Origin of the sequence: Moraxella nasibovis (assembly GCF_029581575.1) — a bacterium.
Classification (GTDB): domain Bacteria; phylum Pseudomonadota; class Gammaproteobacteria; order Pseudomonadales; family Moraxellaceae; genus Moraxella; species Moraxella nasibovis.
In genome coordinates, this window is record NZ_CP089975.1 from 1,288,467 (window position 1) to 1,311,306 (window position 22,840).

General features: G+C 47.1%; 21 protein-coding genes and 1 other RNA gene. 11 read left to right on the plus strand and 11 right to left on the minus strand.

Annotation, left to right across the window (positions count from 1 at the left end; translation table 11 throughout):
• Window positions 1-175: 175 nt before the first annotated feature.
• Window positions 176-2,038, minus strand: coding sequence for a potassium/proton antiporter (locus LU290_RS06155; RefSeq protein ID WP_277807740.1), 1,863 nt, complete (start codon window positions 2,036-2,038; stop codon window positions 176-178).
• Window positions 2,039-2,552: 514 nt separating this feature from the next.
• Between LU290_RS06155 and aspS the strand changes: the two genes are divergently transcribed.
• The 3 genes from aspS to LU290_RS06170 are packed head-to-tail and all read left to right on the plus strand — an operon-like array spanning window position 2,553 to window position 6,036.
• Complete coding sequence (gene aspS, locus LU290_RS06160) at window positions 2,553-4,349, plus strand: aspartate--tRNA ligase (protein WP_277807741.1); 1,797 nt, start codon at window positions 2,553-2,555, stop codon at window positions 4,347-4,349.
• A gap of 14 nt (window positions 4,350-4,363) precedes the next feature.
• Entirely contained in the window at window positions 4,364-5,287 is a 924-nt protein-coding gene (locus LU290_RS06165) for a lysophospholipid acyltransferase family protein (RefSeq protein WP_277807742.1), read from the plus strand.
• Entirely contained in the window at window positions 5,284-6,036 is a 753-nt protein-coding gene (locus LU290_RS06170) for a glycosyltransferase (protein ID WP_277807743.1), read from the plus strand. The genes LU290_RS06165 and LU290_RS06170 overlap by 4 nt, the downstream gene beginning before the upstream one ends.
• Window positions 6,037-6,094: 58 nt before the next feature.
• Here LU290_RS06170 and LU290_RS06175 read toward each other — a convergent pair whose 3' ends face one another.
• Window positions 6,095-6,265 carry a hypothetical protein gene (locus tag LU290_RS06175; protein ID WP_277807744.1) on the minus strand — a complete coding sequence of 57 codons (171 nt, stop codon included), beginning with the start codon at window positions 6,263-6,265 and terminating at the stop codon, window positions 6,095-6,097.
• 189 nt (window positions 6,266-6,454) lie between these two features.
• Window positions 6,455-7,951, minus strand: a complete 1,497-nt coding sequence (locus LU290_RS06180; RefSeq protein ID WP_306417095.1) for a DUF3360 family protein — start codon at window positions 7,949-7,951, stop codon at window positions 6,455-6,457.
• 428 nt (window positions 7,952-8,379) lie between these two features.
• Here LU290_RS06180 and LU290_RS06185 point away from each other — a divergent pair, with 428 nt between their 5' ends.
• From LU290_RS06185 to LU290_RS06200, 4 genes are all read left to right on the plus strand, one after another.
• Window positions 8,380-8,580, plus strand: a complete 201-nt coding sequence (locus LU290_RS06185; protein ID WP_277807746.1) for a DNA gyrase inhibitor YacG — start codon at window positions 8,380-8,382, stop codon at window positions 8,578-8,580.
• A 31-nt stretch (window positions 8,581-8,611) separates the two neighbouring features.
• Complete coding sequence (locus LU290_RS06190; protein ID WP_277807747.1) at window positions 8,612-9,781, plus strand: aspartate aminotransferase family protein; 1,170 nt, start codon at window positions 8,612-8,614, stop codon at window positions 9,779-9,781.
• Between the two features lie 137 nt (window positions 9,782-9,918).
• Window positions 9,919-11,505 (plus strand): phospholipase D-like domain-containing protein, encoded by a 1,587-nt coding sequence (locus tag LU290_RS06195; protein WP_277807748.1) that lies wholly within the window; start codon window positions 9,919-9,921, stop codon window positions 11,503-11,505.
• 221 nt (window positions 11,506-11,726) lie between these two features.
• The gene (locus LU290_RS06200) at window positions 11,727-13,112 is read left to right on the plus strand and encodes an MFS transporter (RefSeq protein ID WP_277807749.1); all 1,386 of its coding nucleotides are present in this window, start codon (window positions 11,727-11,729) and stop codon (window positions 13,110-13,112) included.
• Window positions 13,113-13,407: 295 nt separating this feature from the next.
• Here LU290_RS06200 and rpiA read toward each other — a convergent pair whose 3' ends face one another.
• From rpiA to LU290_RS06235, 7 genes are all read right to left on the minus strand, one after another.
• Window positions 13,408-14,073, minus strand: coding sequence for a ribose-5-phosphate isomerase RpiA (gene rpiA, locus LU290_RS06205; RefSeq protein ID WP_277807750.1), 666 nt, complete (start codon window positions 14,071-14,073; stop codon window positions 13,408-13,410).
• A gap of 138 nt (window positions 14,074-14,211) precedes the next feature.
• Window positions 14,212-14,308, minus strand: an RNA gene (gene ffs / locus LU290_RS06210) — signal recognition particle sRNA small type.
• A gap of 94 nt (window positions 14,309-14,402) precedes the next feature.
• The gene (locus LU290_RS06215; RefSeq protein WP_277807751.1) at window positions 14,403-14,906 is read right to left on the minus strand and encodes a SixA phosphatase family protein; all 504 of its coding nucleotides are present in this window, start codon (window positions 14,904-14,906) and stop codon (window positions 14,403-14,405) included.
• A 5-nt stretch (window positions 14,907-14,911) separates the two neighbouring features.
• The gene (locus tag LU290_RS06220) at window positions 14,912-16,225 is read right to left on the minus strand and encodes an NAD(P)H-dependent glycerol-3-phosphate dehydrogenase (protein WP_277807752.1); all 1,314 of its coding nucleotides are present in this window, start codon (window positions 16,223-16,225) and stop codon (window positions 14,912-14,914) included.
• Between the two features lie 92 nt (window positions 16,226-16,317).
• A complete protein-coding gene (locus LU290_RS06225) occupies window positions 16,318-16,887 on the minus strand; it encodes a nitroreductase family protein (protein WP_277807753.1) in 570 nt (189 codons plus the stop codon).
• A 36-nt stretch (window positions 16,888-16,923) separates the two neighbouring features.
• Window positions 16,924-18,021: a cell division protein ZapE gene (zapE, locus tag LU290_RS06230; protein WP_277807754.1), complete on the minus strand. Its 1,098-nt coding sequence runs from the start codon at window positions 18,019-18,021 to the stop codon at window positions 16,924-16,926.
• A gap of 90 nt (window positions 18,022-18,111) precedes the next feature.
• The gene (locus LU290_RS06235) at window positions 18,112-18,756 is read right to left on the minus strand and encodes an alpha/beta hydrolase (RefSeq protein ID WP_277807755.1); all 645 of its coding nucleotides are present in this window, start codon (window positions 18,754-18,756) and stop codon (window positions 18,112-18,114) included.
• Between the two features lie 390 nt (window positions 18,757-19,146).
• Here LU290_RS06235 and LU290_RS06240 point away from each other — a divergent pair, with 390 nt between their 5' ends.
• Window positions 19,147-19,497 carry a hypothetical protein gene (locus LU290_RS06240; RefSeq protein WP_277807756.1) on the plus strand — a complete coding sequence of 117 codons (351 nt, stop codon included), beginning with the start codon at window positions 19,147-19,149 and terminating at the stop codon, window positions 19,495-19,497.
• Window positions 19,498-19,582: 85 nt separating this feature from the next.
• On the opposite strand, the gene LU290_RS06245 is transcribed toward LU290_RS06240, so the two are convergent.
• A complete protein-coding gene (locus tag LU290_RS06245; protein ID WP_277807757.1) occupies window positions 19,583-20,239 on the minus strand; it encodes a phosphoadenosine phosphosulfate reductase domain-containing protein in 657 nt (218 codons plus the stop codon).
• 187 nt (window positions 20,240-20,426) lie between these two features.
• Between LU290_RS06245 and sat the strand changes: the two genes are divergently transcribed.
• The 3 genes from sat (at window position 20,427) to LU290_RS06260 (ending at window position 22,543) form a co-directional block, all read left to right on the plus strand.
• Window positions 20,427-21,686, plus strand: a complete 1,260-nt coding sequence (gene sat / locus LU290_RS06250; RefSeq protein WP_277807758.1) for a sulfate adenylyltransferase — start codon at window positions 20,427-20,429, stop codon at window positions 21,684-21,686.
• Between the two features lie 278 nt (window positions 21,687-21,964).
• Window positions 21,965-22,168, plus strand: a complete 204-nt coding sequence (locus LU290_RS06255; RefSeq protein ID WP_277807759.1) for a hypothetical protein — start codon at window positions 21,965-21,967, stop codon at window positions 22,166-22,168.
• Between the two features lie 57 nt (window positions 22,169-22,225).
• Window positions 22,226-22,543, plus strand: coding sequence for a hypothetical protein (locus LU290_RS06260; protein ID WP_277807760.1), 318 nt, complete (start codon window positions 22,226-22,228; stop codon window positions 22,541-22,543).
• Window positions 22,544-22,840: the final 297 nt, after the last annotated feature.

The window sequence follows — 22,840 nt, forward strand, 5'->3', positions numbered from 1 at the left end:
CAAATGTATTGGTTTGATGTTGTTGATTGATTGTTAATTGGCGATAAAATGAGCAGTAAGCTTAAAAATTGTCAAATCCCAGTAGCGCTTTGAATAGTGTCAATTCAAGCTCATCTGTATCAATGTCCCATCCTACTAAGGCATCAACATTTTAACTCCCTTAGCCAGCCCTCAATTAGCTTTCACTGTGATTTTTAAGACCGATGCCACGCAGTCGGCCACGCCCATCGACATCACGCACGATGAGTGACCACGAATCATTCAGGCGCACCTCATCACCCTTGACAGGCTCGGCCTTAAAATGATCAAGCATGAACTCCTCGACCGTCTGATGGCTGGCAGCACTCAGTGTGCCAATCAGTTCATCATCGATGCCTTTTAGACCCCCTGATGTACCTAAGGGCGGCGTAAAGATACTGTCTAGCGCGCTGGTGACAGGCGCAATGGTCTTGCCAAAGCGGTTTTGGTTCTGTGAGCGAGTCGCCAGATTATAAAAAGGCAAATCACGGATGCGGGCATGCGGTGACAACAGCCAATCACCATAAAACTCACTGGTCTTTTGGTACTGAGTGGCTGAGTTATTAAATACCTTAGCAATGCTTGCCGCCCAGTCGCCAGACAGCGCATACCATACGATGTCGCCGACTTTAAGCATGGTGTCTTCGTCAACGCTCACCAGATAGCCATCTCGCACCACCGCAAAGACAGCAATGTCTCTTGAATTGACCTTTGTAGAAATGCTTTGCGGATGACGACCGATGGCAAACGCCCCCGCCTTGACCTCAAATTCGTACAGCGTGATGTTCGCCTGATCACCCACCCAAATCTCATGCTCAGCCTTAGGCTCAGCATCGGTCGGCACCCACACATGAAAGGCTCGTGACATGAAAGGAATGGTCGCCCCTTGCGCCAATAATGACAAAATCACCACGCCAAAGACGATATTAAACGCCAAATCCGCCCCAGCCACGCCACTCATCACAGGAATGAGCGCAAGCGTAATCGGCACAGCGCCACGCAAACCCACCCACGAAATAAAGCCAATCTCTCTTGGACGAAAACCAAACGGCAAAAGGCTGGTCGAAACAGCAAGCGGACGCGCGATGAACAACAAAAATAGGAAAATGATTAAGGAATAATGCCACTCTTCTAGCATTTTTGATGGCGAGACAAGTAAGCCAAGCACCACAAACAGCACCGCCTGAGACAGCCAAGCAAAGCTGTCCATCACACGCAGCACATGCTCAGTGGCACGCACTTTGGTATTGCCAATGGCAACGCCTGCCAAATACACCGCCAAGAAACCACTGCCGCCAAAAAGGTTGGTCGCACCAAATACCGCCATTCCCGCCGACATGATCAAAATGGCATACATACCCTCTGCCAGATGCACTTTTGGTAAAAGCTTTGACAGCGCCCAGCCTGCGATCGCCCCTGCCAAAAGACCAACACCAATCTGCTGCACCAGCATGATTAAAATATCCCAAGCGCTTTGGCTGGCAGGGTCAAGGTTCATGGCGATCATCACCGTCACCAGCAAGATCGCCATCGGGTCATTTGCGCCTGATTCAAGCTCCAAGGTCGCCTGTACACGGTCGTTGAGTTTTACGCCGCCATTTCTAAGCAAGCTAAATACCGCCGCCGCATCGGTAGAGCCGACGATCGCCGCCATCAACAGCCCCAAACGCCAATCGACATCCAAAAGCCAAGTCACAAACACACCAAGCGCCAGCACGGTGGCAAACACCCCCCAAGTCGCCAAGACAATCGCAGGCTTTAAGCCCACACGAAACGACTTAAAAGAAGTCCTAAGACCACCATCGAGCAAAATGCACGCCAGCGCCGCCTGTCCGATGAAGTTTGCCATCGAGTATTCTTCAAAATGAATCCCCAGCACACCCTCTTCACCTGCCAGCATTCCCACGCCCAAGAAAAACAGCAACAGCGGCACGCCAAGCCTTGCCGACAGGGTACTGGTCATGATGCTGATAAAAATCAACATTGATGCAACAAGATAAATGATGTTCAAGGTATCCATTAGCTTGGTATGTCTCCCCAAATGGTGCCAAAACGGCAAATACGGCGGTTAAAATTTAACCTACAATCCTAACACATTATCCAAGCCAATTGCCATCATAAATTCATTTATTTACACTTATTTTACAAGAATTTACATTTTAAAAAATGCGAATCAAATAAGCCTGCCACTTCATCACAAATTTACCTGCAAAATTCTCCATAATCTTAATCCATAATCTTAATTAAAAAACCAATGTTAAACCCAGCGAATAATCTGGCAAAAACCATCAAAACAGCTCTCCTTTCAAACAATCATCACAAAAACCACCGCTTTGCCGAATTTAAGATCCATTTTAAGACCCACAAAAAGATTTTTTGTAATTTTCACAAAATTTTATGAAATTTTAATTAACATTTAAGCGCAATTTTGCTACAATCTCAAAGTTATTTTAATCATTTTAAAAAATCGCCTTTTTGGGATTCACCAAGAAACTTCAAAAAGCGGTATTATTTTATTTTAAGGCAATGAACTTATGATGCGTAGTCATTATTGTGGTCTTGTGACCGAAGAGCTTATCGACCAAACCGTTACCATCGCAGGCTGGGTGCACCGCAGACGAGACCATGGCGGCGTGATTTTCCTAGACATGCGTGACCGTGAAGGTCTGCTACAAGTCGTCATCGATCCAGACACCCCAGAAGCCTTTGCAACGGCAGATTCTGCCCGCTCTGAATACCTACTAAAAATCACAGGTCGTGTGCGTCGTCGCTACGCAGGGACAGAAAACAACAACATGACCAGCGGTCAAGTTGAGCTGTTGGGCAAGGAAATCGAACTGCTTGCCAAAGCAGAAACTCCGCCATTTCCGCTAAACGATGACAATGTGACCGTCTCAGAAGAGCTGCGCCTAAAATACCGTTTCTTGGACATTCGTCGTCCAGAGATGCAAGAGCGTCTGCGTTTTCGCTCAAAAGTTACCAATCTAATTCGTAACTACCTAGACGACAACGGCTTTTTGGATGTAGAGACCCCAATCCTAACCCGTGCCACCCCAGAAGGCGCAAGGGACTATCTGGTACCAAGCCGTGTGTCTAATGGCGAGTTTTATGCCCTGCCGCAGTCGCCACAGCTATTCAAACAGCTACTGATGGTGGGTGGTATCGACCGTTACTACCAAATCGCTAAGTGTTTCCGTGATGAAGACTTGCGTGCCGACCGTCAGCCAGAATTCACCCAAATCGACATCGAAACATCATTCCTAGATGACAACGACATCATGGACTTGATGGAAGGCATGACTGTTAAGCTGTTTGATGAGCTTTTGGGCGTGAAGTTTGACAAATTTATCCGTATGCCATATAGCGAAGCCATGCGTGATTATGCGTCTGACAAACCAGATTTGCGCATTCCATTAAAGCTTGTGGATGTCGCTGACATCATGCAGAATGTGGAATTTAAAGTATTCTCAGCACCAGCCCAAGACCCGAAAGGTCGTGTGGTCGCCCTGCGTGTGCCAAATGGTGCAGAAATCAGCCGCAAGCAAATCGACGACTACACCAAATTCGTTGGTATCTACGGCGCCAAAGGTCTTGCCTACATCAAGGTTAATGACGCAAGCAACATCAACAACGGCGTTGATAAAGAATCAGGCTTACAATCACCCATCATCAAAAACATGACTGATGAAGTGTTGGCGGAGCTTATCAAGCGTACTGGCGCTCAGTCTGGCGACATCATTTTCTTTGGTGCGGACAAAGCCAAAGTCGTCAATGATGCGATGGGCGCACTGCGTGTCAAGCTTGGTCATGATCTAAATCTATTGACATCAGAATGGGCGCCGCTGTGGGTGGTTGATTTCCCAATGTTTGAAGAAACAGACGATGGTAAATGGACTTCTGTGCATCACCCATTCACCCTACCAAAGTCAAGTGTCGAAGAAGTCAAATCCAATCCAGGTGAGGCCTTGTCTGTCGCCTATGACATGGTACTAAACGGCACAGAAATCGGTGGCGGTTCATTGCGTATCTACACGCTAGAAATGCAAAAAGCCATTTTTGAAGCGCTTGGCATCGGCGAAGAAGAAGCCGAAGAGAAATTCAGCTTCCTACTAAACGCACTAAAATACGGTGCGCCGCCGCACGGTGGCTTGGCATTCGGTCTTGACCGCCTGATCATGCTAATGACTGGTTCATCATCAATCCGTGATGTGATTGCTTTCCCAAAAACCAAGACAGCAGAATGTCCGCTGACCCAAGCCCCTGCTGCTGTGGACAACAAGCAGCTGCGTGAATTGGGCTTGCGCATCCGTGAGAAAGAAAAAGCGCAATAATCAGGCTCTTTTTCATGATTAAGATGATAAAATTCGTGCCACTGCCGCTACTTCGCATGGTGGCACGGATTGGCGCATCATTTGCACGCATGAATCATGCCAGCATCTATCGCAGCATACGCAAAAATCTTGCGATCGTGCGTCCCACTTTGTCTGATGATCAGCGAGCGCACCTAGCAGAGCAGGCATTAGCCAATCAGCTCATCAGCAGCGTCGATAGCCTAAAATGCTGGGCAATGCCGCCAAGCTGGTCCATAAGGCAAATCAAAAGCGTGCATGGTTTAAAGATTTTACAACAAGGCTTGAGCAATCCCAATGGCATGCTTGCCATCGTGCCACACATCGGCACTTGGGAGATGATGAACGCATGGCTCAATCAATTTGGCGAGCCTGTCATCATGTACAAGCCTGTCAAATCTAAGATCATGAATGAATTCATCTTAGAAGGTCGTCAAAGACTGAACGCCACACTCGTCCCTACCGACAGCACTGGCGTGAAGGCCATCTTTAAAACACTCAAACAAGGCGGGTTTAGCATCATTTTGCCTGATCATGTCCCTGATCTCTCAGGGGGTGTGGTTGTGCCTTTTTTTGGCATACCGACATTGACCAGCACACTTGCATCCAAGCTTGCCCAAAAAACAGGCTGCGCTCTGGTAGGGCTTAGCTGCATACGCTGTGATGATGGCGATGGCTTTGAGGTGTTTTGCCATGACTTGAATGATGCCGCTTTGTACGACAAAGACATCCAAGTGGCGACGACCGCACTAAATCACGCCATGCAAGGCATGATTGAGGCGCATTTTACTCATTATATGTGGGGTTATCGCCGTTTTAAGTTCACGCCATTTGGCGACAATCCCTACCTGCTCGATGAGAGCGAGCTGCACACACAAGTGCTTTCTTATCACGCCACACAGAATAAGGACATGGCATGAGTACAACCGATACCAACTACATCATCTGCATGAAGTGGGGCACAAAATACGGCGCTGAGTATGTCAATCGTTTATACAACATGGTCGAGCGCAATCTCACCCTGCCTTTTACTTTCGTCTGTCTGACCGATGACCCCGCAGGGATTCGCCCAGAAGTGCAGTGCTATCCGATTCCAGAGCTGAATTTGCCAAGCAACATTCCTGAGCGTGGCTGGAAAAAACTGACGACTTTCAAGCCAGATTTGTACGGCTTAAAAGGCACGGCGCTGTTTTTAGACATCGACATTGTCATCGTGGATAACATTGACTGCTTTTTCACCCATCAGGCACAGCATGACGACAGCGTGATGATCATTCGTGATTGGAAAAAACCGTGGCGAATGGTGGGTAACAGCTCTGTTTATCGCTTTAAGGTGGGACAAAATACCCATCCAAACCTGCTGTCTTATTTTGAGAATAATTTTGAAAAAATCCGCTCAGAAGTTCGTCATGAGCAGGCATTTTTATCCAACTATCTGCGAGAGCATCATCATTTGGAGTACTGGGATCCATCTTGGTGTGTCAGCTACAAATATCACTGCCTACAAAAGATTCCTATGGCATATTTTAAGCCACCCGTCAAACCCAAAGACGCCAAAATCATCATTTTTCATGGCGAAATCAACCCGCCAGATGCCATCGCAGGTGGTGGTGGCAAATGGTATCGCCATGTCTTGCCAAGCGACTGGATCAAAGAAGCGTGGCAATAACGCCAAACAAAAAGCACCCAAAAAAAGGTGCTTTTTTATTGATGTCTAGACTTTAAAATTAACGCTTAAACATATCGCCTTGACGATTCTTTTTGACATATTCAATCATACAATCACGCAATAGCTGGCTTGCTGTGCGATTATTGTCGCGCGCCGCTTGCTTAAACTGCTCAACCAAGTTCTTATCAACGCGCATATTAAATGTGGTCTGTTCGCCGTGTGCTGCCATGTTAGCCCCTTTTGGTGAAATCTGATGAAAAATTAGGGTGAAATTATATCAATATTCATAAAAATTTCAAGCATTTATGCACATTTTTTATGATTTTTCAAAACTTATTGTTCATGCTGTTAAGCCGTACTAAAAAAACCGCCCAAATTATGAGCGGTTTTTGCAAAGCCCTGCGATCAAGGCTGTCAATCAAACACGAAATTGTGGTAAAAACGCTGGAATACCAGGGAACATACCCACCGCACCCATCGCCAGACACAAGATGACGAAGCCGACAAGCGGAATCATCACACGACCCGACAACCCCAAAGAGCGGCTGCGCTCTTTATCGCCGATCAGACCTAAGTTATCCAAAAGCATGGTCAGTGACCAGCCAAAGACAGGATTGACAAGCGCCGACGCAAACACGACGATGGCGGCAGACTGGGTGGTTTTACCCTTACGAGTCATCTCCATGCCCGCTTCAAGCAGCGGCACAAATACCGCCACGATCAGCGCCGTTGAAAGCACAGGCTGCCACACCGCCAGATCCATCGGATAGCCCCACAGCGCCACGACGATACAAAAAACAGCCGTCAAAATCGCCCCCGCAGGAATCGGACGCTTGGCGATGGCTGCTGGCACGACATAAGTACCCCATGATGAAGTGAAGTTCGCCCCGCCCAGCGCTGAGCCTACCACTTGACGCACCGAGCAGCCGACCATCGTGTCATCAATGTTCATATAGGTGCGCTCAGAGCGTGGCGGATAGCTGATTTTTTGGAAAACTTGATGACCCAAAAAGTCAGGCGACCACATCGCCACCGCCAGCACCGCAAAAGGGAATGCCACGATGTAGGCTTTTAGATCAGGCAAGCCCAAAGTCCAGCCCGTGTCTTCGCCCCACCAGTACATTGGGTTGAGCGGTGGCAAGCCAGGACCTGTCTTAAACTCAAACGGCGCACCCAGCATGAAGGCAAGCACGCCTGCCAAAGTACAGCCGATCGGCACCGCCAGCCAACGCTTTTGCCAATGTTCAAGCAGCGCATACATGACGATGGTCGCCACAATGATGATGAAGGCAATGTGCGGCAAGCCAATCCCTTCCGCCCAAGCGATCATCGCTTTCACCTGACCGATCGTCCCAACAAAGCCCAGATATAAAAGCAAGCCCCCTGCCACACCATTACTGGTCAGGCGTGCCATCAGACTACCGCCCTTGCACAGAGCTAAGATGATGCCAAAAACCCCCATCAAAACACCAAAGGCAAGCGGATGCCCACCTGCCGCCACCACGATGGGAATCAGCGGCACCAGCGGACCGTGCGTACCAGGCAGATTGGAAGTTGGTAAAAGAAAGCCAGACAAAATCAGCACAAAAAATGCCGCAATCAGCATCTCATAGCGCACATTTTCAAGGACGAAAGCATCGGACAGTCCCAATGGCGCTGCGAATGCCGCCGCCATCGCCCCGACCATGACAATCTTGCCAATGGTGGCAGCCAGCGCAGGAATGGTGTCTTCGAATTCAAAACGATAATCACGAAAAGGTAGGTTCACACGCCAGCGTTTTGGCTGCATGATTTGTAATTCGTGGTTTAGGTATTCGCTGCGTGTGGCAAAGCTTGAGCTTGGCTTGTGTAGCTCGGCATAGCTTTTACCGCCCAAATCACTAAGCGTACCATTGCCCGCAACAGAATCTTCGATTGCATCACTCACAATACATACTCCTTAACATTGTGATGACTAAGGCGCCCAAATCCCTGTTCTTTTCATCTCCTTGATGCCAAAAGAACACATTTGAACACCGCTCATGGTGATGAGCATGGCGCATCTGTATTGTGTGCATTTCGAAAAATAAGCAAACCTAAATGACCAAATATTCTAAAAGATATCACAATCAACACGGCAAGACTTAGCACCTTTTGCCGCAATTTGTTCATTTTTTGAAATATATCTAAACAGTATTTAAACTTTAAATACAGAGCCATCCATGTTCGCCCATGATTATAGCTTGCTTTTTCGTCCATGTCATGCTTTATTTTTCAAAAATTCAAATAAATTTCATCACAAACCATAACAAAACAGCACTTTATGATACAATAAAGCGACAAATTATTAAGCAAAAGTACTCAATGACCAAAGTTCTAACCTACCCTTGCCCCACCTGCAAAAAACCCAGTGCATGGCATGACAGCCCAACAAAACCCTTTTGTTCCAAACGCTGCCAACTCATCGATCTTGGCGAATGGGCATCGGAAAACTACAAAATCGCCAGTGATCAGTCGCCATTTAGCGATGAGATGACGGCGACAGACGCTTTAAGTAAAGATTAAAATTATTCGTATTTGAAAATAGGAATCGCTCATGAGCTATTTGATGCCAACTTATGCCCGTCAGCCCATCAGCTTTGTGCGTGGCGAAGGCGCTTATTTATATGACGACAAAGGCACAGCTTATCTGGATGCACTGACAGGCATTGCGGTGTGTGGACTTGGGCATTGTCACCCTGCTGTGACCGCCGCCATGAAAGACCAAGCCGAGACGCTCATTCACACAAGCAATCTTTTTGGGGTTGATTGGCAAGAAAAAGCTGGCGAAATTTTGTGCCAAAAAGCAGGCATGTCGCAGGTATTTTTTGGCAACTCTGGCGCAGAAGCGAACGAGTGCGCCTTAAAATTGGCAAGATTTTATGCACATAAACAAGGCAAGCGTCGTCCAAAAGTCATCGTGATGGACAACGCTTTTCATGGACGCACTCTACTTACCGTAACCGCCACCGCCAACCCAAAAGCACGAGAAGGTTTTTTTACCTTGGATGACGATTTTATCCGAGTGCCGTTTGGCGATGCCGCCGCCGTGCAAGCACTCAGCGGTGACGCAGACATCTGTGCGGTATTCGTTGAGCCAATTCAAGGTGAAGGCGGTTTGCATACGCCACCAGCAGACTATTTAAAAGCCTTAGCAAACATTTGCGATGACAACGACTGGCTATTCATGCTTGATGAAGTGCAAACAGGCAACGGACGCACGGGCAAATATTTTGCTTATCAGCACAGCGATGTCCGCCCTGATGTGCTGACCACCGCCAAAGGCTTGGGCAATGGCTTTCCTGTGGGGGCGTGTATGGTCGCAGGGCGTGCCGAAGGTCTGTTTGGCTATGGCTCGCATGGCTCGACTTATGGTGGTACGCCATTTGGCAGCCGCATTGTCTGTGCGGTGTATGACGCATTAACCCAAGAAGTGCTGGACAACGCCAAAAAGCAAGGCGAAACCATCAAGCGTACCATGCTTGAGCGTTTTGGCGAGCGTGGCGTGAGCATGCGTGGGCTTGGCATGATGATTGGCGTTGTCATGCCAGAGGGTACAGACTGCAGCCGTTTGGTGGATTTGGCAAGGGATAAATATCAGCTCATCATCAATGTCACAGGTGGTAATGTCATTCGTCTTTTGCCCGCGCTCAATCTTAGCGACGCTGATACAGATCTTTTGCTTGATAAACTGGGCGATCTCATTGATGAGCTGCTTTGTGCTTGATGTCACAAACTGGCGGCATGGGTCATGTGAATTTCCATGCTGCCAGATGACCATGTGCAAAAATCATCAATTTAGCATCAACAACCTTAAATTCAAAACCTTTAAAATTAAGAAAAATTTAAAAAATATTTAAGCTCATGCCTTGTTTTCGCTTACCTTCTGCCTTACTCATGCTGAGCGCACTGACGGCTTGTCAAAGTCTGCCTGACATCGCTCATCTACCAAAAAGTCAGCTCATCACCGAGCAGGTCAAGGTAAATCGACAAAAGCCCATAGACATAGCGCCAGACGCCCTAGATCAAGCCATCGATGAGCAAATCGCCCACCATCGTCATGCGTCAGGCTACTATCCGATCGCAACAGGGGCGAATGCCTTTGCCGCACGCAGCGTCCTGACGGACATGGCGACGACGACCATCGACATACAGTACTACATTTGGCACAATGACGAGGCGGGTCGTATGATGATTCACGACTTGTGGGAGGCGGCTGAGCGTGGGGTGATGGTGCGGCTGCTGCTTGATGATTTTAATGGCTCGCCTAAGCTTGACGAGCTTTTACTCGCCTTTGCCAAGCACCCAAATGTCGCTGTACGGCTGTCAAACCCCTTCTCTCATCGGAAATTTCGCTCAGCAAGCTTTTTGACTGAGCCTACCAGAATCAACCGCCGAATGCACAACAAAAGCATGACCTTTGACAATCGCCTAAGCATCATCGGTGGGCGCAACATCGGCAATGAGTATCTAAATAACGCCAAGCACAACAATTTTTCCGACATGGATGTGCTGCTCATCGGTGCTGTGGTCGATGATGTGACGACAAGCTTTGAACAATACTGGTCATCCCCCACCAGCTACGACATCGAGACACTCGCCAAGCCCACACCTAAGACTTTAAGCGAGCTGCTTGACGAGCCACCCAGCACCGTGTCAAGCAATGAGCAAGTGCGAGCGCTACGCACCTATCGACAAGCGCTTGCAAGCTCGACCATCGGCGAAGATCTGATCAATAAGCGTGTGCCTTTTCGCTGGGCGATGATTGAATTTTTGGCGGATGATGCCAAAAAGCTTAGCAACGACGCTGCACTCGATGCGCACTTGGTCAGCCTATTGCAGGCACGGCTAGGACGCCCCATGCAAAAGCTTAGCATCATTTCGTCCTATTTCGTACCCACCAAAGAAGGCGTGCGCACGCTTAGGCGACTTGCCAAAAGCGGTGTTGCGGTCAGTATTTTGACCAACTCTTATGACGCCACCGATGTCGGTGCGGTACACGCAGGCTATGGGCATTGGCGACATGACCTGCTGGATGCTGGGGTGAATTTGTATGAGCTAAAATCCACCGCCATCAGCATTGATGACAACAAACTTTGGCGCAGCAAGCAGACCAGCACCACCAGCCTGCACGCCAAAGCTTTCGCTGTGGATGACGCTCAGGTATTCATCGGCTCATACAACATCGATCCACGCTCCGCCAATCTCAACACCGAGCTTGGCGTCATCATCCATGACGGCAGGCTTGCTCAGCAGCTGCACGGCGCTCTACACAGCCAAAGAATTTTAAACCAAGCCTACAAAGTCGTACTCACCAAACAAAACACCCTAGAATGGCACACGCTAGAACATGGCAAATACACCATTCACAAAAGCGAGCCAAACATGAAAATCAGGCATCGTGCAGGGGTTGCGGTGATGAGTCTCATGCCCATAGACTGGCTGCTGTGATGGCTTGTGCTGATGTCGCCATGAGCAAATATCGCCAAACAAAGCACTTTTAAATTATTTTTGACAATAATTCAACAAATAGATAAATATTTAAGCCAATCTTACTAATTTTTGGTATAATCGCAAACCAAATCCATCTTACCAAACCGCATTTAGGCTCACCGTCATCAAAGTCCAACAAAGACCAACATGTCGCTTTAAACCTAAGCCCTGAGTGACTCATGCAACTAAACACGACCGAACAGCTTGGCACCAAGCACTTTTATATTCTTGCCATCACAGCACTATGCTCAGCGATGGCGTTTTTTGACTTTATTTTATTCGTCTATCTTGCCGATCTTTTTTCATTGGTATTCTTTGGCGATCGTGCGGATGTCTGGGTGCAGTTTTTGCAGACTTTCTTTTTGCTGGCGACTGGCTATCTGGCAAGACCGCTGGGCGGGCTGTTGTTTGGTAAATATGGCGACACTTACGGCAGAAAGCCTGCTTTCATGCTTAGTATGCTTGGCACGATGATATTTACTTTTGTGGTGGCATTTTTGCCCACTTATCAGCACATTGGCATCATCGCGCCGCTGCTTTTGGTCATTGCTCGATTTGGTCAAGGCATTGCCATCGGCGGCGCACTGCCATCCGCTTGGACTTATGTCGTTGAGCATCTACCCATCAAGAACATCGGTCTGGGCTGCGGCATCATTTGCGCAAGTAGCGTGCTGTCTTTTTTGGCGGTCATCAGCGCCATCAGCTTTCTGCAAGAGACACTGACCTCATCACAGATGCTCAGCTACGGCTGGCGAATCTTGTTTTTCGTCAGCGGCATTTTAAGCCTCGTCTCATCTTTACTGCTAAAAAATCTCTCCGAGACCGCCATTTTTGAAAACATTGCCAAATCCAGCAGCCATCTGGACTCGTATGTGGACAGCGTCAGCCTAGAAGAGCAGCACAGCCCAACGCCTGCATACACCCCCTCCAAAGAAATGTCGTTTCGCCCTGCCAGCCTCATCGACATCTTGCAGTCCATCATCAAGCATCATAAGTTTGCGCTTGTCATCGCTTTTATGATTTCACTCATCATCGCAAGCTTGTCGATGTATCTGCCTGTGCTGATGACGCCGATTTTGGCAGAAAACTATCTGATTTCAAGCGAATATCTGTTTTTTGGTAGCATCATCGGTCTTATCTTTTTGGTGCTAGGCTCGGTGATGTTTGGCTATTTGACAGACAGATTTGGCGCAGGTCGTGTGATGACTTTTGGTGGGGCGTTTTTGATTTTACAAGTGGCGATATTTTTCCACCACCTACAAAATGGCGGCGAGCTGATTTTACTTTGCTTTGCTTTACTTGGGCTGTCCAATGGTCTGATCGGCGCCCTACCATCGGTGATGACACGGCTATTTCCCGCCAAGGTGCGCATGACAGGCATCGGCATCTGCTACAACATCGCCAGTGCGCTCATCGGTGGTATTTTGCCATTTTTACTCGGCTATGCCAGTTTTTATTTCTCGTTTGCGCCCGCCTTGTATTTGGCAGCGGTTGGCGTATTGGTGATATTTTTGAGTTTCTTTGTGTATTATATGCCACGCTCAGAGCGAGATTTGGATCGATGATTGGCTTGATCGATGATTTATCATCAAAAAGGTTAACACAAAATAATGTGATGTCGTAGATGCCATAGGTTGATATCATTAAAAAATTAAACAAATTCAATGGCTTGCAATTAAAACGGTGGGTTTAACCCACCCTACACGACTTTATCGATTCGGTTGTTATAACAAGATTTTTCCAAAGGTGTTTAACATTTAGCATCTACCATATGGATTATGTTAATTAAATTTGACAAACCAAAAAAGGCGCACCGATTGGCACGCCTTTTTAATGGCACAATTTTAATGGCACAATGATTTAAAATTTCACTGTTTCCACGCCAGCATCACTGGCTTTTAGCATGATGGTTGCTGACTGATGAGCAAAAATACCATTACACACCACACCCACGATGTTGTTCAGCTGCTCTTCTAATGCCTTAGCATCGCTGATGTCTAGGTCGTAAGTATCCAAAATGATGTTGCCATAATCGGTCACAAAACCTTCACGATACACAGGCTCGCCACCCAATTTGACCAGCTCACGAGCCACATACGAGCGAGCCTGTGGCAATACTTCAACCGCCACAGGAAATTTGCCTAATTTTTTAACGATTTTTGATTCATCTACCATACAAACAAACGACTTGGACGCAGCAGCGACAATCTTTTCACGAGTCAATGCCCCGCCACCGCCTTTGATCATGTTGCCCAAGCCATCAATCTCATCCGCCCCATCAATGTACAAATCAAGCTCGCCCACACTGTTCAAATCATAAATCTCAATGCCAAGCGCACGCAACTGATCTTCGGTAACTTTTGATGACGAAACCGCCCCCTTAAGATTGACCTGTGGCAACAGCTCAATCAAGCAATTTACCGTACTGCCCGTACCCACGCCCAAAATCATGCCATCTTCAATGTGGCTTAGGGCGGCTTTGGCGGCGGCTTGTTTTTGTGCAAGTTTTGGGTCGATGGTCGTCATACTTTACCTTTTTAATCACTAAATGATGAAACTTTAAAAAAATCTGCTCTATTTTACGCCAAAACGCCAAAAAATCATAGAAAAATAAAAAACAATAATAAAATCAATGACTTATGATTTTAAAAGGCAAAAAAATGACTTCATCAGCACATCTTCGGCACACTTTGTATCTACTACCGTTGCTACCTTCCGGTCCTGGCGGGGTTCATAGTACACAGTTGCGAAGCTACCGATGAAGCCAAGCCCTTATTATACTTAAATATTTAAAATATGCAAGGCTTTTTGGTAAATCTTAGCAAGATTTGGCAAATTTGGGATAAAAATCCACTTTAAGGCTGTGTTGGGATAAAGTGTGCGGTCTGCGTTGCCAAGCCTTCGCTGATGACGCTCGTCTGCAACACTCGGCATTCTGCCAACTCAAACGATGCTGGCGACAAACCCTCTAAAATCGCCGTCATACGAGCGACAATCGGCATGTGGCAGACGATCGCAACGGTCAAATCGTCCGTATCCGCACCGAATTTGTGACGAATGGCACAATCAATGTCATCAAGACCCACCACAGGATCGTCATCAGGCGTGATGCTGCTGATGGTGATGAATGCTGGATGTTGCCCGACAGCCACCAAAGTGTCTTGTAGGATTTTGGCGGTTTGGTCGGCACGATGATAAGGGCTTGCGATGATCGCATCAATGGGAAAATCTTGGGTGTGCTGACATAAAAAGTGAGCCGTCTGAGCAGCCTGCTTTCGCCCAAATTCGGTCAAATCACGCCCTGCATCATCTTCGCAATATGGGGCTGCTTGACCATGTCTGATAAAAATTAATTTCATCACGCTCATTCCTTATCCAAAGTATCGTCAGATTTTGGCTTGGCGGTTTTGCTCGCCTGCAATACTTCATCAAACTCTTGGCTTAGGCGTGCGTGGCTCTCATCATTAGGCAAGACGAATTCCACATCACTACGAAACCCAGTTTCCATCAGGTTTAATGCCACGCCAAGCGGTGCTTTATTTTCGTACAGCACCGCATGAAGTGCGTGCGTGATTGGCATATACACACCCAGTGCTTTGGCTCGTTCATGCACCTGCAAGATGGTATTGACCCCTTCGGCAGTCTGTCCGAGTTTTTTGATGGCATTATCCAGACTCATACCTTTGCCAAGCATATTGCCAATGCGATAATTACGGCTTAGCACCGAATTACAGGTGGCATATAGATCGCCCACGCCAGACAAACCCAAGAAAGTCAAAGGATTTGCCCCTGCTGCCACACCAAATCGGCTCATCTCCGCCAAAGCGCGAGTCAGTAGCATGGCTTTGGTGTTATCGCCCACATCGTAAGCTGCTGCCATGCCCATGGCGATGGCATAGATGTTTTTTAAGGCGCCGCCCAGCTCCACACCTTTGACATCATCTGATGAAAACACCCGAAAAAACGCACTGTGCAGCGCTTCTTGGACGGCTATACGCAGCGGCTCAGATGGCGATGCGATGACGGTGGCAGACGGCATATTATCCATGATTTCCACCGCCAGATTTGGTCCGCTCATCACCCCAAAATTCACCTGTGGCAACTCTTGGGTAATGATGTCGCTCATCAAGGCAAAAGTATCTTTTTCCATGCCTTTGGTCAATGACACTACCGCCTGATGGGTAATCAGCGGTCTGATCTGGACAAGCAGCTCACGAAACGCCGAGCTTGGCACCGCCACAAAGATGATGTCCTTGCCTTGGACGGCAGATTTTAGGTCATGGCTGAATTTTAAAGTGTCATCAAGCTTGTGGTTGGGCAGGTACTTTTTATTGATGCGAGTTTTTTTCATCGCCTTGACAGTCGCCCTATCACGCACCCACAATGTCGCATCACAGCCGTTTTTTGCTGCCATGTTCGCCATCGCCGTACCAAAACTACCGCCACCCAAAAACACCAGTTTTAAGGGAGTGTCACTGGCGGCGCTTTCAGCGTCCAGCCCCAAAGTCGCAGGGTCGATCTTTTTCTTTTTAAGCCCTGTCAGCTCGGCAATGCTGGCGATGATGGATTTGTTCTCACCAGCATCTTTGATGGCATTGACCGCATCATCAATGCCGCTGCTGGCAACATCGACGATTTTTTTGACTTTTGGGTTGTTGATCGGCTTAGGTAATTTCATAAATGAGCCTTATACATAGCTTTTTTAATTCGATGGCTTTTTGGTTAATTGGGGTTCATTGGTGGTTTAGCCAAGCGTTATTCAAGGCAGAATCAACGGTGGCGGTAAGTCACAAAATCACCCAAATCCTGCTCATCACGGCACGGCATCTTGATGTCGCTTGAACCCACATAGACAAAGCCGCACACCGTGTCTTTATCCGCCACTTCAAAGTAAGTCTTGACCTCTGGCGCATTGCACAAAGGACCTGTTCGCCACACCGTGTGATAGCCCAACGATTCAAAGGCAAGAAGCATATTTTGAATGGCAGCACCAGCACTGAGCAGCTGCTCAAATGGCGGCACTTTTTCGTGTTCCTTGATGTCGGTGGCGACCGTAATAATCATCGGCGCACGCTGCGGCATGTTCAGCAGTTTTTGGCGAGTCGGTTCATCAAGCACGCCGTCACTTTTTGCCTCTGCTGCTGCTAGTAGCACCTGACCAAACGCCGTCAGCGCCTCATCGGTCAGCACGGTAAAACGCCAAGGTTTGAGCTGCTTATGATCAGGGGCGACCATGGCGGCGTTTAGCACCGCATCCAGCTCGTCTTGATTTGGCATGGGTAAGACCAATTTGCCGATACTGCGGCGCTGATGAATGATATCAAGCACGGGATTTTTCATAATTTATCCTTAATTTTCAATGAGTTATATGCTAATTCATTCCACACGGTGCTGCTCTGCCAGATAGTCTTCTGATTGCATTTCAAGCAGGCGAGAGCGAGTCCGCTCGATCTCAAAGGCAAGCTTTTCGCCCTGATACAGCTCCAAAATCGACTGCTCAGCACGCACAAGCAGCTTGACACGGCGGTCATAAAACTCATCGACCAAATAAATAAATCGGCGCACCGGATCCATCAGCGTGTCGGTCAAAGCAGGCACATTATCCACCATCACGGTGTCAAAATCATTGGCAATCTCAATAAAGTCTGCCGCCGAACGAGGCTGCATACACAGCGCTCGAAAATCTGCCAAAAGCATCGTCTCGGTGCGCTTGATGATCTCAATCTGCCGTCCACCCACCGTGATCGGCGCCGTCGTCACCGTCTGCCCTGCCGCCAGCGTATCAAAGCGCTCCGACAGCCAGCCTGCCGTCTCATCCGACAGCGGGTAGCTGTACAGTTTGGCTTGCTTCAATAGTCGCAAACGATAATCCACGCCGATGTCGATGTTCATGACGGTGGTGTATTTTTCGACCTGAGCGATGGCAGGCAAAAAGCGATCACGATGAATACCGTTTTTATACAGACCTGATGGCTCAATGTTAGAAGTCGCCACCAAAGTGATGCCACGATCAAACAGCATGGTGAAAAGATCGCCCAAAATCATCGCATCCGACACATTTGACACAAAAAATTCATCAAAACAAATGACGATCGCCTCGGCATGAATGATGTCGGCGACTTTTTGTAGTGGATTGACCTGCCCTTGTAATTTCACCAACTCAGACTGCACACGCTGCATGAAATGATGAAAGTGCATACGCATTTTTCGCTCGATGGGCAGACTTTCATAAAACATGTCCATCATCCAAGTCTTGCCACGCCCAACGCCGCCCCACATGTACAGCCCTTTTGGCGGCTCAGGCTTGGACTTGAACAGACTGGCAAAAAAGCCCTGCTTGGCGCTGCCATTGGCTTTGATGATCTCATGGTGCAGATTGTCCAGATAAGTCATCGCTTGTAGCTGCACAGGATCTTCACTAAAATTTCCTGTCGCCAGCGCCGCTTGATAGCGCTGTAAAGGGGATAAGCTCATTGTTTGTCCTTTTTCAATTCATGTGTCAGTTTATGTGTTGATTTGTGTAAATCTATACCTTAAATTATCAAACAGCTTTCCATCAGCCCATCACAGCAGCGTGTGATGCTCCAAAGCCTGCCTTAGCTCGACCAGCTTGCCATGAAAAAAATGCCCTGTCTCAATCACTGTCGCAGGCAGATGATTTTGCTCGGCAAAGCGTTCCATCGCCTCAGGCGGCACCAGCTCATCTTGATCGCCATAGATCATGAATGCATGATCGGTCTGCCAAGTCAGCTCATCAGCGCCCGCCCGCTGTACCGATGGCGCAATGAGCGCAAGATTTCGCAGATGCACCTGTGCCAAGCTGTCATCGCTTGGTAAATGATGGGCGACTTTGGCAGCGATGTAGCCACCAAATGAAAAACCGCCAAGCCACAAGCGCCGAGCCTTCGTCTTCGTCAGGGCAAATTTTAGCACCGTCAAAGCATCGTCGAGCTCGCCCAGACCTGTGCCGACACTGCCTGTCGATCGCCCCACGCCACGAAAATTAAAGCGAAAAACATCCATGCCTGCATCTCGGCAAAAGCGAAACAGCGTGCTGACTACTTTATTATTCATCGTGCCGCCTTGGGTGGGATTGGGGTGGCAAATGATGGCAAAATCATCTCGTGCCGAGCGCTCGCCGTCTTGCAAAATCATTTCTACTTCCAGCACGCCTGCGGGTGCGTCTATTAGGACGGTTTCTTGATTCATGAGTTTATAATTTTACAATGAAATTTTTGTATTATAACACATTTTGTGGGCTGTCAGGATTTTTGGGTGAAGTTTTTGAGCAATTTTATCCAGTGGTTTTTAAGTAGTGCCAACAAACAAAGACAAGCCAAGGATAAAGCACGCCCAACTTGATAAGGTAAGGCATGACAGATGTGCAACTGCGTTCACAAATCTACGACAGTTTTTATTGGATATTTGGATATAATGATGCTTACAATATAATGATGCTTACAATAATGCTTGGGAGTGCTTGGGTAAAAATAATACTTGGGTATCTTTGGCGCATTTATTGGTACTGAGTGTATTGGTACTGAGTGCCAAATCAGCATTTAAAATAAAAATTTTCAAACTTAAATAAAGGACATTATCATGAAAAAACTCATCGCCCTGACAGCAGGCGCACTCATCTTGACCGCCTGTGCCAGTACGCCAACATCACCCGTCATCGCTCGTGCTGACGCTACTTTTGAGACCACAGGTCTTGGCAAAACCAAAGTCGCCGCCAAGCAAAACGCCCTCACCACCGCCCAAAAACGCTGCGGACTTGCCACGCCAGTCGTCATCAAAGATGAGATGGTTTATAATGGCGTCATCGACGAGCGTGCAGGGCGCATGATCGAGCAAGGCATCGGTGTGGTCGGCAAGGTGTTGGGCACAGGCTCGGTGGATCTTAGCCGTGATGACGACTACGAGTACACGATGAATTTTAAATGTCAGTAATCCATACTGACGGACCGTAAAGCTGCAAAAACATAAAAACAACCAAAAATCCACCAATCTGGTGGATTTGTTTTTTTACCAAATATCAAATCTGGGTGTGCAATCCGCATTCACGGTTGGCAAGGGCTTTGGTGGGGTCAAAATAATCCAGCTCGCCATAAGTAGCAATGCTTGGCAAGCCATTATTGACCAGATACTCATTGAGCGCCTCGCTTTTTAGATGATAAAGCGGAGCGACCTTCAATACGCCATCTTTGGAAAGACTTAGCACATCTAAATTATTTCTAAATTCAGTCTGTTCGCTACGAATGGCGGTAAACCACACATCAGGATTGAGCTCACTCAAAGCACGGCGAAATGGCTCCAATTTGACCTGCTCGGTAAATTCCTCATGCAACGGGCTGTCCACCTCAGGAATACCCCCAAACAGCACATCACGATAACCACGAGTCTGCCTAGGGATATAAGTGATGACATTTAAGTTTAAATCCTTGATCAGCTTTTGGGCGTGCTTGTAGGTCGCCTCCGTATTGTAGCCGCTATCGACAAACAACACGGTGATGTCTGGGCGAATTTGAGCGACAAGGTGTAAAATCACCGCCTCATAAGGGCGAAAATTGGTGGTGATGATGGGATTTTTGGCAATAGACAGCGCCCATGAGACGATTTCTTGGGGTGATTTGCCTGATAAATCGGCATTGTGCTTATCAAGGTTGGTTTCGGTGACGATGGTTTTTGACATAAGATTTCTCCTTTTGTTTCATATCATGATTTGCCAACAAGGTGCATCGGCAAACTCACTCCATCTTAATGCCACACGACCCATTTTAAAAATTCCATATGGCGATAAATTTAGGCAGCTATTGCATAGCAAATTTACCAAAAAAACCGTTAGGCTATCAGCATCTTTTTAGCCAATAGGATTTTTTATGAGCAACATTCACACCTTATCCGCCCAAAACAAGCTTGCATTTAGCGACCAAGACATCTATGAAGAGCTTGTGCCACCGCACGGCAGTCCCACCCTTAAACCCCTTGTATTGACAGGCGATGAGCTTGCCAACGCCCTACAAACTGCCGAAAATTTACCCAAAATCACGCTATCTAGCCGAGAGCGAGGCGACCTTATCATGCTGGGCATTGGCGGTTTTACGCCACTTGACGGCTTTATGGGGCAGGCTGATTATGAAGGCGTGGTGGCAAACATGACGCTCAAACAAGGCGGCGTTGATGGCGAATATAAAGGCGTATTTTTCCCCATTCCCATCACGCTCTCCACCGACAAGGCAGTCGCTGACACCCTAAAAGTTGGCGATACGGTCGCCCTTGTATCAAGCGATGACGATGGTGGCGAAATCATGGGAACGCTTACCATCAGCGACATCTACGCCCCTGACAAACACGCCGAATGCCAATCCACCTTTGGCACGACCGACCCCAACCATGTGGGCGTGGCACAAGTATTAAATAGTGGCGAAGTGTATTTGGGTGGCAAAGTGGCGGTATTTAGTCAAGGCGAATTTCCCACCGAGTATCCAGAAATTTACCAAACCCCTGCTCAAACTCGTGAAATTTTTAAACAAAAAGGCTGGAAAACCATCTCCGCCTTCCAAACCCGCAACCCCATGCACCGCTCACACGAATACCTTGCCAAAATCGCCTTAGAAATCGGTGATGGCGTGTTGGTACATTCTTTGCTTGGCAAATTAAAAGCAGGCGACATTCCTGCCAATGTGCGTCAAGAAGCCATTGGCGTCTTGATTGACAAGTATTTCAAACAAGACACCGTCATTCAGGCAGGCTACCCCTTAGATATGCGCTATGCAGGTCCAAAAGAAGCCCTGCTACACGCCCTATTTCGCCAAAATTATGGGTGCAGTCATTTGGTGGTGGGGCGAGATCATGCAGGCGTGGGCGACTATTATGGAGCGTTCGATGCTCAAAAAATCTTTGACACCCTACCCAATAATGCCTTAGTTACCAAGCCCCTAAAAATTGACTGGACTTTTTATTGTCATGCCTGTGGTGGCATGGCAAGCACCAAAACCTGCCCCCACGATGAAAGCCAGCATGTCAAAATCTCAGGCACAGCACTTAGAAAGGCATTATCCGCAGGCGAGGATGTCCCAGAGACATTCAGCCGTCCCGAAGTATTGGCGGTACTCAAAAAATACTATCAAAGCCTGTAATCAACCCTTCGCCTTATTGATTAAAAACCGCTTATGCAAAATAGTAGGCGGTTTTTAATCATTGCCGAGTTACTTTTTGAACAATCCTAACATTACCTTTGTCAAGCCAGCCGCTTTTTGATAAACTATTTTTTTGGCAAGGGTAAGAAGTGCTTATCCCGTAGGCTCAGGTTAACGACAGCGTAACCCAGCATTTATGGTGCAACTCATTGAATTTGTTGGTTTTCGTTCCTCAACCCAACCTACGGGCTCTATCTAGATTGCCGGCAGGTGAAAGAGTGTCTATTATTAAAAGTGAAGCCATGTCTGTAGCTGCTAAATTAAAGTTAACTCGGAATGACCGTATTAGCAGGATGAATAACAGAGAGGTTTATTCTGATGGCGGTGGTTACTTATATTCCTTAGATACTCAACATGGCAGATGGGAAAAAATAGATGGGAAAACAGGTAAACATTTAGGTGAAGTCTTTTGCATAACCTAAAATCCGTACCCAATTCTCATGATCGTTCAGGTAAACATGATTTAAAGGTAAAGTAATATGAAATGGAAGAGATTAATAGACATCAATAATAATGATATTACACGAGGCGCTTTATTAAAATTTAAAAGCGAATATCCTTTTGAAGAAAACGTGGTTATGATGTTTTGTGAAATACCTAATGAGCTGGGTAAGTTTGGATTAATTGCAATTACTGGATCCAAATCTGGTGTTAATCCTTATTTTATTTTTTCAGATGATGTTGTTGATGAAAATAAAATTAGAGATTGGCTGATTGATAATTGGTATAATTTCTCTTTAAATGACAATATAGAGCAAGTTTTTTTTAGAGAATGTTTAAGATATTATGAAATATAAAATTAGGGGTGCAGCCCGTAGGCTCAGGTTAGCGACAGCGTAACCCAGCATTTGTGGTGTAAATCATTGAATTTTTTGGGTTTCGCTATCGCCCCATCCATCTACAGGCTGACTAAGTTGCAAAAATATCATCAAAGATTGCAGTCAAAAAAAGGACGGTTAAATCTCGTCCTTTTTTATGGAAGGCTAAACTACTCATTGTAAATTCCAAAAAAGAATAAGTATTTCCCATTTTAACCCTAAGCATTTAGCACATTTTATTTTACAATACGCCCAACCTTTCATTATTTTAGGTAA